We start from the raw sequence: 13,663 nt of genomic DNA, 5'->3' as shown, positions 1-13,663 counted from the left end.
AATCGTTCTCCCTTCAAGATAAAAGAGTATATAATTTGGTATCCTGCTGTAAGTATTTCCGGGCTTTGCTTTGCCATGCCCGGACATGATTCATTGGGACACCATAATGTTTGGAAATTTCTTGGTTGGTATATCCTTTTTGCTGCAGGAGCAGGGCATGTATTCCTTTTCTTAGTGTATTGCAGCTTCTCGCTTCTAAGGACTGCAGGTGCTTATAAATGGGTTCCTGGTTCATACATTGTTCCTGCCATAGTTCGGTTTTTTGGTCTACAAGCAGGGGTTCCATGTCAAATTCGGAAGATGCATACATGGAACAGGTGTATTTTCGTTCTTTTTGCAGTTTTCTCCAATAACTGTAAATGGCATTTCGTATGGCAACTCTGGCGTAAACTGCAAAGGGACGGGTGTTGTCATAGTTCATGGCGGCTTTGCATAAAGCTAAGTTTCCGGCTTGCAGAAGGTCTTGCTGCTCATCGTATGAGACATAAGCACAACGAGTAGTCAATTTTTTTACCATTTCAGGTACCAAATATAAGTACTCCTCTGTCAATCGGCGTTCATCATCTGTCATCGGGATGATCATACATATCCCCCCTTTCAACCAATGGCCCTGAGAGGGATATGGTTATTCTCCAGAATCTTCATGGATTCCAGAATTAGTTGATCACACATATAAGTGCTAAATTCTCCGATGTGTGCTTCCTTGGCAGTCAGACAGAATTTATCAGCAATCCAGCGGTAAGCCTCCGATTTCGTAAAGATGTGGTTTAGCCATATCTGGTCAAACACCCGGTGTGCTTGGATCCTTTTTTGCCGAAGCTCTTTGTTTGCCAGTTTTCCTTTGGCATTGGTAGTGCCAGGATGAACTCCTACATAAGAATTACACTGTGGGAAGTGACTGCACACATAGAGTTTTCCATCTTTCGCTTTATTTCCATATACATAGGACGCATCCCTTAAAATTGCGATGCTGCCGCAGTATGGGCAGCGGATTTGTTTCTGTTTCATAAAGATTCACCTCGCTTACGTGTTTTATACGTATATTGTAAGAAAGCAGGTGATGAATTCCCATAGGATGGGCATAGAAACTACTCCCAGATTCGGACTAAATGGCACAAAATGGCAGAAAATCTAAGAATAGAACAGTGCCTTGATAAGCGGAAAGAAACCGCTGTCTGCAAAACGTGAGTAATTTACTGGTGTAAAGATGAACCCTGCACAGAAAATCCGGATGACATAAACAGAAATCAGAGCTATACATAGCCGATACAGATTTCTGGTGCGTTTGTTCCAGGGCTTTCTCGGACGAAACTTCAGGTACAGGATTAAAAGTGCAGGAATAAAAATAAAGTTCGTAAATATTGTATCGATTCCTTGAATCATAGCAGTGAAATTCAACATAAAATCGCCTCCTTTCTTATCCTGTACGCAGAAAGTGCCAAAAGTGCAACCTTTTACCAGTGATAATGAGATGCTTCCTGGTGCCGCAGTAAAGCAAAACAAGGACATGGCTTATCGGTCAATGCTTCTTTTGCAAAGTAGAGTCCATATAAAGACTGAAATTGTTCCAGTGTTATGGCGGATAGACATTCCGTTGGTTCCGGTATGCGGGAGAAGAGCATACGGGCATCTGCCATGGGCAGGACACATGGACTGCCGTTTTCATCTGGATGATATAAGAAGTGTGGGCCATTACAATAACCTGGGGTTTTACAGGAAACACAGCGAACATAAATACAGGAATGCCAATTTCCATCACAAATATCTAAAAAATGCCGGATGTGTTTGGCATCGGCATTACAACGAGATTGTTCCATATTCATCACCTTTATAGCAGGCAGCCGTAATAAGCTGCCTGTGAGCATATCTATTGATAGTTACTTATCTTTTTTCCGCTTACGGATATATAAGATACCAAATCCTGCAGCAAAGAGGAGTGCGGCACCTGCCAGTAAAAGATAAGGAAGAACGGTTGTTTCATCTCCGGTCTTGACTGGTTTGGAAGGTTCAGGTGTGTCTTTTGGAGCTTCCGTAAGTTTTATCGTCTGTCCTTTATCGTCCAGATCCTCATGGGAAGCAATTTCAAGTGCTGTTTCTCCTTCAAGGGAAAAAAGTTTTTCAAAAACGACTACATCATGTCCAGCCAATGTGCTTCCATCAAAAGTGAAGATGACTTCGACAGAACCATTGGAATCCTTTGGTGTAAATTCTGTTTCTGCCGTGACAGGTTTTCCATCAATCATAACTTCCTTTTGGGTTGTTTTGTCCATCAGTGTGCCGACCAGTTTGTATGGAGTATCCGGAATCAGATTTTGGTAGGATACGGTGTCAATGATGGTTACTTCTTTCGTAGCAACGGCTTCCTGATCCCCATCCGCTTTGTCCTTCGCAGTAGTTCCAATTCCCGGGAAGTAGATAGACTGTTCATGGTCTTCTATATCGGCGTGAACAGCAATCTCTTTTTCCTGATACGTTAAAGACTCAAAGACAACAATTGTTTTGCCGGACAGGATGCTGCCATCAAATGTAAAGGTAAGTTCAATACTGCCAGAGGCATCTTCAGGAGTAAAGGTCGTAGTGGCAGTAATCGGTTTACCATCTGCCTGAAGAGGTTCTTTTGTCTCTTTGTCCATCAAGGTACCGGTAAGTGCATACTCTTTTCCTGGAATTAGGTTACTATATTTAACCGTATCAACAATAGTAATCTCTTTATCGGTTTTGGCAAAATGATCTCCGTCTGCTTTGTCTTTTGCAGTGGTAGCAATTTCCGGGAAGTAGATGGTCTGCCCATTATCTTCAAGATCAGCGTGTGTTGCAAATTCTTTGCCGTCATAAGTAGCAGATTCAAAAACAACTACGGTTTTTCCGGCAAGGGAAGTCCCATCAAAAGAAAAAATCACATCTACCGTTCCAGAGGATTCTTTAGGAGTAAATGTGGTTTCGGCAGTAACCTCTTTCTTATCTATTTCGACAGGTTTTCCGGTTTCTTTATCCATAAGGGTTCCAGTCATAACATATTCTTCGCCGGGCAGAAGATTTTTGTAAGCTACCGTATCTACAAGGGTAACTTCTTTATCTGCCTGGGAAAGATTCATATCTGTTTCCTTATCTTTTGCAGTGGTCCCGATTTCTGGGAAATAGATAGTCTGATCCTGATCTGTAATGTCCGCATGAACAGCCAGTTTTAAATCCTCCTGGTACAGTTCTTCAAATACTACGATTGTTTTGCCCTTCAGAGAAGAGGCATTGAACGTAAAGGTCACTTTTGCAGAACCAGAAGATTTTTTTGGTTTGAAGGTGGTTTCTGCTGTGACAGGTTTTCCATCTATTTCAATTGGCTTTCCGGATTCCTGATCCATCAGTGTGCCGATGAGCTTATAAGACTGTCCCTTCTTTAAGCCTTCGTATTCTACGGTATCAACCAGAGTGATTTTTTCTTCTGGTTTGGCAAAGTGGGAGTTGCTGTCTTTGTCAAGGGCAGTAGTTCCAATGGTAATCTGATCATCCGTTAAAGTTCCCATATCCACGACTACGTGATTTTTATATACAGAGACCTCAATTTTTAAGAGGTTCATACCTTCATTGGAATCGCAGCGTTGTTCTTCCAAAATATAGGTATCATAAATCAGGGCTCCTTTGGTATCATCAGGTTTAGAAGAGCCAAACCAGATTCCGTCTTCAGAAGTTTCCCCACGATTGGTATTTGTAGTGTGCTTATTCCATTCTGAGGAGGTACTGGCATAGCCATTTTTGTCTGTTACAATGGTATGACTTTCTCCTGTAGTTTTGGAGGTAATGGAAAATGGGACATTTGCCAGCCGGTTTAAATCTCCGTCAGATACCTTTACGAATTCTAAATCGCCACGGATTACCTGATTGGAAATCGCTGTTTCTTTTGCAGTTAAATCCAAAATTTTCCCATTTTCTGTGATATGAAACTCCTGAGAGAGTTTTCCCTCGTTCAAATAACCTTCCGGTGCTTTTGTCTCATCAACCCGGTAATGACCATAAGGGAGCGTATCTTTTTTGGTGGAAGCAAGCCCCTTTTCATCTGTCTTCAAAGTGAGAACTACTTGATCTTTTTCGTAAAGGGTTCCATCCACAAGAACAGGATTTGGACCAAGATTGGTGATTGTAAATTCTGCATCCTTTAAAGAAGCATTTCCCTGTGGTTTGGCTTCTCCTGTTTCCAGATCCCGTTTTTGGATTTTGACACCGCCACGGATAATCTGGTTAGAAACAGAAGTCTCTTCTGTTGTTAAATCTACGATTTCTCCATTTTGGGTGATGTCAAATTCAAGAGCCTTTGCACCATCGGTTAGGTATCCGGAAGGCGCTTTGGTTTCTTCTATCCGGTAATGTCCAAGGGGCAGGGCATCAGCGGCACTTGCAGCAATACCATGTGTATCCGATTTGATTGTAAGCACTGCCTGACCATTTTCATAGAGCTTTCCACCTACCCATACTGGCTGTTTGTTCAGAGTGGTAATGGTAAATTCGGCATCTGCAAGAGATGCGGTTCCTTGTGCTTGTGTTCCCTGAGTTTCCAGATCCCGCTTCTGAATTTTGACGCCGCCTCGGAAGACCTGTTCTTCGACAGAAGAAGCGTTATAAATAGAGATAGTTTCTTCCGTACCGGTACTGGTGATTTGCTGCACGAAAACAGATTCGTTTGGAAGATAGCCGGCAGGGGCTTTGGTTTCCTGTACGGTTATTGTACCCAGTGGGAAGCAGACGGTCTTTCCATCACTGGCATAGAAAAATTCATCCCCGGATACCAAATAATCTTTTGTAAAATGGATTTCTCCAGAGGCATCTGTTTTCAATATCCAGGTGCGAACCGGTTTCTTACCATTTGCTCCGGGATCGGTAGCTGACTGCTCTGTATAGAATTTTATTGTAAATTCGGCATTGGCGAGAGAGCCGGTTCCCTGTGCAGAATTTTGCTGTGTGTCAGCATCCAGCTTTTTAAGGAGCAGTTTTACGGGATTATTTTGAGGAATATCCTTTACTTTTACGGTAGATGTTCCTTCTGCTTTTACCGTAACATTATGGGCGGAAGTATCTATAGCAAATCCTTCTGGGGCACTGATTTCTTTAACGGTGTAACTTCCTTCTGCCAGTTCTTTGGATTTTGCATATCCTTTTTTATCGGTAACAAGAGTTTCTACCAGTTCTTCCCCTTTGTAGATTCCGTATTTGGCTCCTTCTAAAGAGTAATTGCCATTTTTATCGGAAATATCGGTATTGGCAGAGGATTTCTGCAGTTCGATAAAGCCGTTTGGAACCTGATACCAGCTTCCTGCAAAAGTTTGGGAAGCATCGCCAGGAACGATAAAAGCACGGAAGGATTCTGGTGGGGCAGGAAGCCCTTCAATGGCGTTGGCAACTTCCAATGCTTTGTCAATATAATTTTGAGGTGCGCCATGGAAGGCACCGGTGTCCCCGTTATTTCCAGCGTGGATATAGGAAACGACCAGATGACCAATGACATAAGAGTTGTCATCGGACCATCCTTGGAAATATTGATCTTTTATGAGCTTTTCGTAGCCGTATCCACCATTGACATAGTAGAGTGCTTTTCTAAGTGGGGAATCCTTTCCTAAAAGATTATAAGGATATTGTCCGGAAGCAGGTGTTTTCTTTAATGGTTCAACGCAATAAGCCGTATTATTACCATCAAAACTCATGCGGGAAGTATAATAGTCCCCGTATGGAATTTTGGCTCCTGCCGTATAATCAATGGTTCCATCTGCAGCATAAGCGGTATGGGCATTGAAAAAGAGTGTGCTAAGAAACATCGTGACACAAAGAAAAAGGGCGGTTAGCCGGATATGAGGTTGTTTTGCTGGTTTTAACATAAATCTCCTCCTTTGTTAAAAAGAAAAGCAGCCATATTCGGGCTGCAGGTAACATTAACCGACTTTTTTATCCTGGCGTTTCAAGATTTCCAGGAGTTCCTGTCGGTCTGTGGTAATTAATTCTTTTTCCAGGTTGGAAGCTTTAAATTCCACAGTGATATTATTGTTGTTTGTTGAAATCAGTCCGTTTCCACGTTGGAAATGGGTGATATTCATAACTTCGGTTTCGGAAAGACGAAGAATGGTTTTTACACGTTGTGCCTCTTCATCTTCCATGTTAAGAATAATTTTGGTTTTACAGTTATTGATAATGCCTTTTCCATATTTTCCGTCATCCAGAGCAAAAAAGTCATTAAGATCCTGGGTTGCAAAAATACCGGCACCAGAGTATGCCCGGATAATCTTGGCAATCTCCAAAACAAATTCAGCGGCCAGGCGGTTACTGGAAGCACCGATGAGCTGCCATACTTCATCTACGAAAATAGCTTTTTCTTCGGTACGGTTTTCTTTGGCTTTATCCCATACATAGTCCAGAGCAACAAACATCCCCACCGTTAAGAGATCGCTGGAGCCGGTCAGCTCTGAGATGTCCAAAACAGTATATTTATTGGTCAGGTCTACATTGGTCTGCTGGTTAAAAGAGGAAGCAGAGCCATGGACAAGACGGTTCAGGATGTGAGCCAGCCGTTTGGTATCTTCGGTTTCCATCAAAACATCATATACATCTCCAAGAATTGGCATCGCTTTATAATGCTCCGGGTGTTTGGGATCAATGAGGGATTCATTCTTATGGGTGATTCCCTTTCTTGCATAGGTTTTAATCAGTGCTTCGTCCAAAAGCTGTTTTTCCTCATGGCTCATATCTGGAATGAGCAGAGAAAAGAAAACGTGCAGACGCTGAATCTTACTGGCTAAGGCAGATGCGTCTAAAGTTGGACCGTCCAGCAGCTCATTGACAGAGTTATCTACTTTTCGGATCTCCATGACATTGATGCAGTTTTGGCTGGCAGGAGAAATCTGGATAAAGGTTCCTCCTACATTTCTGGCAGCCCGATAAAACTCATGACCTTTTAACGGTGCGATGATAAATACCTGGATTCCTTTACGCCGCATACGAAGTGCCATAGTCTGCATGGTAAAGGTTTTTCCGGATCCAGAAGTGCCAAGAATCGCAATATTGGAGTTTTTATATTGTTTGGAGTCAAAAATATCAGCAATCACTAAAGAGTTGTTATGCTTATTTACTCCAAATAGGATGCCGTTGTCATCGCAAATGCTGTAGCTGACGAAAGGATAGCAACTGGCAGCTCCGGTGGTTAAGACATTTCGTTTTGAGAGTTCATAGAGCTTCTTATCCAGGTTTACAAGAGGAAGGGAAGATAAAAATCCCTGTTCTTGCAGGAAGTAACAAGACCGCAGATCCATATCCTGTGAGATGAGAAGTTTTTTCATCTCCTGAATCCGCCATTGCAGTTCTTCCAGATCACCTGCCGTAATTGTAATCAAAAGATTCATGTAATAGAAATCTTCATTATTAGCAAGTCCCTGTTTGAGGAAATAGCCGGAACGGATGGCAGAATCCAGATCATCAAAATCCGCATTGGTATCAGAGGCATCTTTGATCTTTGAACGGTTGATCCGGATTTGCTGTCCAAGACGTTGCTGGATCTTATCTTTGGGCTGTTTATGCAGAAAAAAGTCAATGTCAATTCCTTCGCCAGCATTGATAAGCAGGGACAGCCAACCTGGCATTACTTTTGCTTTGTAACCATCGCACGGCACCAGCAGGTAAGAATGGTAGATGCCATTTACCAGCACATAGTTGCTGTGCTTAAAGTCCAAAGACTCTGGTGCAATGAATTCATTGATATGGATGTTATCCACTTCCTGCTCACGGCCAGATTCCATATAGCGGGTAAGTACCTGGTTAATCCGTTTTGGCAAAGGTGTTTCGGTACATTTGGTACGGTTCAGTAAAGTGTAGAGTACATCGGTTGTAAACTCATCTTCATTGTCATGAACCAGCACATCGTTGCCGCATTGATATAGAAAGGTTTTTGCGGTCTGTGCAGCAGTTTCCAAAGCTGCCAGGATTTCCTTTTCCTCCACCTTCCGATTCACATTGAAAGGTTCGTATTCAAAGATTAGGAAAAAACGTCTGGAAACCGCTTCTCTGGAACTTAACTGCCGGACAAATTGGATATAGTCTTTTTGTAACTGCCGGCAGTTAGGATCTGATTCCCGTTCCATTTCCAAACGGGACTGTTCCAGATGTTTGTTGATATCCGCTTTTTTGGAGATCATCTTAATCTGCAGTTTCACAGGACTGATTTTTAGGTAGGAGATGAAACTGAAGATGATCCCCTGTTGTTCCCTGGCACTGCGTAAGAGGAAATTGATCGGTTCAATCTCCAGGATTTTTACATAACGATGGTCTGTCGTGTAGATAACACCATTGGCAATCTTATCAATAGGAAGATAATCTTCCAAGGTGATTTCTTTTCGCTTTTTCTTTTTGCTTTTCCCGGAAGCAGGAGGCTGGTTGGAAGCTTTATTCGCAGTTCTTTCTTTTTTTCGTTCCTCCGAAAGTTGCTGCTTTATCTGTTGTTTTTCAAGTTTTGCCTGCCTTTTCGCACTTTTACGTGCAGCGGTTTGTTCTTTTTTTAATTGTCGGGACTCATATTTAAGAATCCGGATGTCTTCACGAGCCTGTTTGCGTATTCCACGTTTTGTAGAAGTGTCAAACTGCCGGCGTTCTTTTTTTTTAATAGCAGAGGATTCTTTTGTCTCCTCTTCGGAAGACATCTGTGAGCAGTTCTTTTCAGAAGAAGATTCTGCAGGTTGTTTTGGATGCCGTTTGCGTTTCTTGGTTTTTGGTTCTTTGTTGCGGGGCTTTTTTATCCGGTACTTTTTTTTCGGCTCCGGATGTACATCCATACGGTAAATAACCCGGCGGTTTTTCAGAAAACGCAGAGCGTTCATTAAAAACGCAGTAATGCTTTCTCCACCGATTCCAATTAGAGAAATCATAGCTGCAGGCAGAGCAGTCATACAGAGAATAATAATCCTGACAGTGAGTGTCAGAGGCAGATTGATAACAGGAATGGTGATCAGGATTGCCAGGACACCGCCTTCGATGGCATTACGGATTTTAAACATTCCGCCCATAAAGGTCCCTTTTTCTATAAAATTGCGAGGGATGAAGACAGGATGTTGTTCTTCAGTATTGTTCATGGCTGCACCTCCTTTGGTTCTTCCATGGAAGGAGTTTCAGGAACTTCTGTGACAGGGGCAGCTTTTTCCGAATTCACGGAGGTATCGTCATAACCTCCTTCTTGCAACTGTTCAATTTCCTCTGTTGTGATGGAAGGAAGTTTGTCATCTGTCGGACGTTCATAGATGATTTCTTTTCCAGAATCAGGGGTACGTTCCTCACCGAAAAAGAATCTTCCAGTAGGGGAAGTGTAGTACACAGGAAGAACGGACTTATCCGGAAGCTGGAACAAAAAATTAATATCAGAAGCATTGGGATAGGTAGTATCATCAGCAAGGAAACGGATGGAAGTTAGAGACATCTGTTTTACGTTTTTAAGATAGGAGGTCAGTTCTTCCTGAAAAAGTTTCACCTGTTCCTTGGAGAAAAAGTATTCCAAAGCTTCAAAATCCTGAAAGCTTATGGATTCGTTATTTTCTGCTTGTTCTGTCTCGGTATTTTCATTATTATCGTGTTGAGTATTTTCTGTCTCGGATTTTTTGTTTCCTTTTTGGGATTTCCAGATGGAGGGAAAGACAAATCCGATGATAATTAAAAAGGCCATCATAAAGATAGCCAGAATTGCTTTTTTTCTGTTCATAAGTGTCTCCTTTATTTTTTAGCGAAGATCCAATAGGCATTTGCGGTTGCATGCACTTCCGTCATCATATCGAATTCACGGTTGATGTAGTTTTTGGAGGAACTGTCATTGGGATCATTGACTAATACTTTACCTCCAGCCGTTACACCACGAAGGACAATAAAATGTCCGCCACTGGTAAAAAGCCCAGCTCTTTGGGAACTGATGACCGGATGACCTTCAGATAAAGCCTGAAGTACCTGGTTGGGATCACTGGTCTGTGTGACAGCCCCACACCCAAAATGATCGGACGCTGCCTGGAAATAAGACCAGTAAGTGCCGACTCCTGGTTTGTAATAGGAATTTCCGCACCAGGATATTGCATCAATAGGTGTAATGGTAGTGCCTGTAAGATAACTGGCAATCATAGCAAAGCTTGTCGGACCGCATCCGCTGCTGGCGATGGAACCCCCGCCGTATGGAATGTTTCCATAGTCTGTCTGGAGATAGTGTGGAATCTGCATACCGTTTGCGGGATAGCTGCCACCACTGGCAGTAATTTGGTAATACCGAAGGACATGATCCACATATTCTTTATCACCATACAGGTCATAAGGCCAGCTTGGTCTTGCACACATCATATCAGAGTAGGCAATCGCATTTTCCTTGGTATAACCACCGTCACGCTCCATTGCCCAGTCAATGTATGCAGAACCGTAGTTGTAACCCTGAAGAGCCAGTTTAATCCGGTCTAAGTCCGTAGGTCCGGTACAGCCGGCTTTGTCGAGGGCATATTTTAATTCCTGTACTCCACATTCAATGGAGTATTCAGGATCTGTAATCCCATTTGGCACATGGGGATAGCGGGTATTAAATCCACCTTCCGCTGCTTGCATAACATCCAGCCCTCGTCCGCCAGATTCCTGCATCATGACTGCCAGAATTAAATCCACATAATCACTCATACCATATTTCGCAGCAGCTCTTTCTACAGCAGGGCGGTAGGACAATACCTCATCGCTAAGATTGATAGCAGCTACTATGCCGGAAGAAGCAGTACCAAAGAAAGCAGTCAGGTTTTCGGCATAGTTTTTGGCAAGTTCTTTCTGCTTGTCTGTAAGATGGAATACATGGTCTGCAAAATAGGAATCTCCAGCATAAACAACGGTATAGGTGTGTTTCGTAAAAGTAACCGTCTGTGTTTGTGCCTGCCCCTGTTCTGTGCCGGCTTCTCCTTCTGCATCGCCATCAACGGTAACTTCCATGGTAACTGTCTCGGTTGCTACATCATAAGAAAAAAGTCCTTCTTTGTTTTCACGGATGAGTTTCTTTAATTGGTTTAGGTTGATGTTTTTATAGTCATCCTGGCTGGCACAAAATTGTGAAATCAGCAGATTGGCATTGACGGAGATGCTGTATGTATAGGGGTCATTGATGGATGCAGTATCACCTTGTGGAAGACGGGAAATTGCTGCATGGATCTCTGCCAGAATGTCTTCATGGCTTTCTTCTAACACTTCAACGATGGCTTCACGGGAAGCACGGATGTTTTCACTGATCATAGAGTTGCTGTTCAGTACATCGCTTTGTTCGGTCAGACTTCCAAAGATCAGACCAGGGAGCATCACAATAAATAAAACCGGAAGCAGCAGTATGGCGAGAATAACAAGGAGAATTTTAGCGAACTGATTCCGGTTGGCTATGACTGCTCCAATCGCTGCTGAAAAAGGCCCGCCAAGGGCTGCACCATATCCTGCTTTGGAGAAAGTGGCTGCTGTTTTTAAGGACTTTAGGTGAGAAATGGTACTGGAGCCTACATCCATTGCTTCGTCAAGTCCAGAGCGTTCTGTATCCATCACTAAATCCGATCCTTTCTTGGAGGAGTAGGAGGAAGCTTTTGGACAATGGATTCGTTGTAGGCTATCTTTCCATCGCCAGCATCATAAGGAATTTTGGATACCGTATTTTCAGCATACTGTTTGTACCAGGTAGCTCCGTCTACAGATTGAACAGTTTCATAGGTTCCATGGGTAGGAGCCGTATATTGATCGGCATGGTACATAGCAAATTCCCGGCTGTCTCCATTGGAACCGGACTCAACTCCTGTTATCCTGCCGCCGCCAATTTCAACATTGGTATAGGAATGATCTGTTTTATCTTCATTTTGAATTCCCATGTAGGATTGAAATGCAGAAACAGCCCCATCACCTTTGATCGAGCCAACTTGACCATAGTTTCCCTGAGCAATATTGCTGATAACGTTATTGGCAAAATCTCCGCCCTTTTCAAGGGAAGACTGATAGAGTGCATTTCCGATACTTGGTCCTTCGGTATATCCGGTGGCTGCATTTACCGCAGAACGCTCTGTCTGCCTTCCAACGGCTCCGGCTAATCCTCCGGAAAGGAAAGAACTTTGTACTGCAGCACTTCCGGGAGAGGAAGAATGGGAACTACTATGGCTTCCACCTCCATGCCCTCGAAAGGAACTTGCAAGACCTCTTCCGGCGATTAAAAGTTCAGCCATCATATTTCCACCAGTATTTCCAACATTGACTCCCAGACTTGCCATAAAGCTGTCAATCTTTTGAGAAACCTTCAAAAAAGCAATGGCACACAGAAACCAGATAAAGACATTACCGGTGACCGTTTCTTTTCCCTGTGCATCTACAGCTTGCTGCACCTCTGCTTCTGTAAGTTCAGCGGCAAAGACCGGCATGGAAGTTACAAGAATCAGACAAGAAATCAATAGCAGGCTGCAGAGCAGTGTTTTCTTATGTTTCATAATCTCCTCCTTCCTAGAGTGATAAAGGGTTTGCAAGGAATGTTCCGACCATGGAAGTAAACAGCCGCAAACACCAGGCGTTCATTAAAAGCAAAAAGAACTGTCCGCCGAGCATACGGCACCAGCTCTTAAAAACATTTCCGGTAGCCTGGGAAGCACCCGTGGAAAACGCAACAGGTGCGGTGTAGACCAGAACTCCAAGTAGTATGTAACGTTCCGCAGCTTCAAAAAGCAGCTTGATGTAATTCCAGGCAAGGATCAGTACCAGTATGAGGGCAACAATGGCAACAGCACCATTGGCACATACCCCCAGGATTACTGTGATCACAGAATTGAATTTGGCAAATTCCAGTGGTGGAAGATCTTCAGTCAGAATCCAGCTATACGGGGTTCCTGCAATATTCAATAGAAGATCCACGATGTCCTTGGCATAGAATGTCAGGAAAAGGAACATAAATGTCCGCAGTGATAATTTGATTGGATCTTCAGCATCAATCCCTGTCCCCATAAAATAATTCTTAAAAAGCTGCCAAACCCAGTTTAAAAGGATGAGTCCGATAGCCAGTGCCAGAAAAATCTGGTACATTGTTTCCGCTGCTGGAAAATAACGGAGAAAAGTATCCATGGAACATCCCAGTGCACCCAGAACAGAAGTAGTAATCAAATCCAGAATGTTCATGACCTGTTCGGCAATCCATTCTACAATTCCGTCAAGTATTCCCATGACAGAGCCACCTCCTTATCTGCATTATCCATTCCACTGCCCGCCGGCAAAGAACGGTGTAATGTAAGCCATGATAAATCCCAGACCATTGAGAATCGCCCATGTAATGATGATTCGTTTGAGCCATGCCCTGGATTCATCCACGGTTTTTCCAGATTTGGAAAAATTCATCAAGAGCAAAGCAACCGATGCAGTTACAACAGCCGCAATGGTGGAAATCAGAATAATCTGGTTATATACGTCTTTCATGATTTCTGAAGCTTTGTCCCAGATGGTAGCAGCCATAACGGGTTGTACATTACAGGCAATCAGAGTGAAAGCGAGGAAGGCAGTATAGAGATATTTTCCATAGTTCCGATGATGTTTCATGCCCGGTGGGGCTTCTTTGTGTACATGGTTTTTCAAGTAAATGAACCTCCTTCATAAAAAGAGGGCAAAGTGAGATCTTTCACTTTGCCCTGGC

9 protein-coding genes are annotated in these 13,663 nt (G+C 43.1%); all 9 read right to left on the bottom strand.

What is annotated here, in order from left to right:
* Nucleotides 1-13: 13 nt before the first annotated feature.
* Nucleotides 14-583 (bottom strand): sigma-70 family RNA polymerase sigma factor, encoded by a 570-nt coding sequence (locus tag WMO75_RS00860; RefSeq protein WP_054337558.1) that lies wholly within the window; start codon nt 581-583, stop codon nt 14-16.
* A gap of 14 nt (nt 584-597) precedes the next feature.
* Nucleotides 598-1,008 carry a zinc-finger-containing protein gene (locus tag WMO75_RS00855; protein ID WP_004223692.1) on the bottom strand — a complete coding sequence of 137 codons (411 nt, stop codon included), beginning with the start codon at nt 1,006-1,008 and terminating at the stop codon, nt 598-600.
* 869 nt (nt 1,009-1,877) lie between these two features.
* A complete protein-coding gene (locus WMO75_RS00850; RefSeq protein ID WP_349054912.1) occupies nt 1,878-5,861 on the bottom strand; it encodes a VaFE repeat-containing surface-anchored protein in 3,984 nt (1,327 codons plus the stop codon).
* A 54-nt stretch (nt 5,862-5,915) separates the two neighbouring features.
* A complete protein-coding gene (locus WMO75_RS00845; RefSeq protein WP_117457431.1) occupies nt 5,916-9,095 on the bottom strand; it encodes a TraG/VirB4 family ATPase in 3,180 nt (1,059 codons plus the stop codon).
* A complete protein-coding gene (locus tag WMO75_RS00840) occupies nt 9,092-9,715 on the bottom strand; it encodes a DUF5038 domain-containing protein (protein WP_117942314.1) in 624 nt (207 codons plus the stop codon). The genes WMO75_RS00845 and WMO75_RS00840 overlap by 4 nt, the downstream gene beginning before the upstream one ends.
* An 11-nt stretch (nt 9,716-9,726) precedes the next feature.
* Nucleotides 9,727-11,550, bottom strand: coding sequence for a lysozyme family protein (locus WMO75_RS00835; protein ID WP_025580267.1), 1,824 nt, complete (start codon nt 11,548-11,550; stop codon nt 9,727-9,729).
* A gap of 2 nt (nt 11,551-11,552) precedes the next feature.
* Nucleotides 11,553-12,476 (bottom strand): hypothetical protein, encoded by a 924-nt coding sequence (locus tag WMO75_RS00830; protein WP_025580265.1) that lies wholly within the window; start codon nt 12,474-12,476, stop codon nt 11,553-11,555.
* Nucleotides 12,477-12,489: 13 nt separating this feature from the next.
* Entirely contained in the window at nt 12,490-13,200 is a 711-nt protein-coding gene (locus tag WMO75_RS00825) for a conjugal transfer protein TrbL family protein (protein ID WP_004223652.1), read from the bottom strand.
* A gap of 24 nt (nt 13,201-13,224) precedes the next feature.
* Nucleotides 13,225-13,569: a hypothetical protein gene (locus WMO75_RS00820; protein WP_044996742.1), complete on the bottom strand. Its 345-nt coding sequence runs from the start codon at nt 13,567-13,569 to the stop codon at nt 13,225-13,227.
* Nucleotides 13,570-13,663: the final 94 nt, after the last annotated feature.

The organism is Blautia intestinihominis (assembly GCF_040096655.1).
In the GTDB taxonomy this organism is placed as follows: Bacteria; Bacillota; Clostridia; order Lachnospirales; family Lachnospiraceae; genus Blautia_A; species Blautia_A intestinihominis.
Note: the sequence above shows the minus strand (reverse complement) of the source record. Positions and strands in the feature narration are given on the sequence as shown.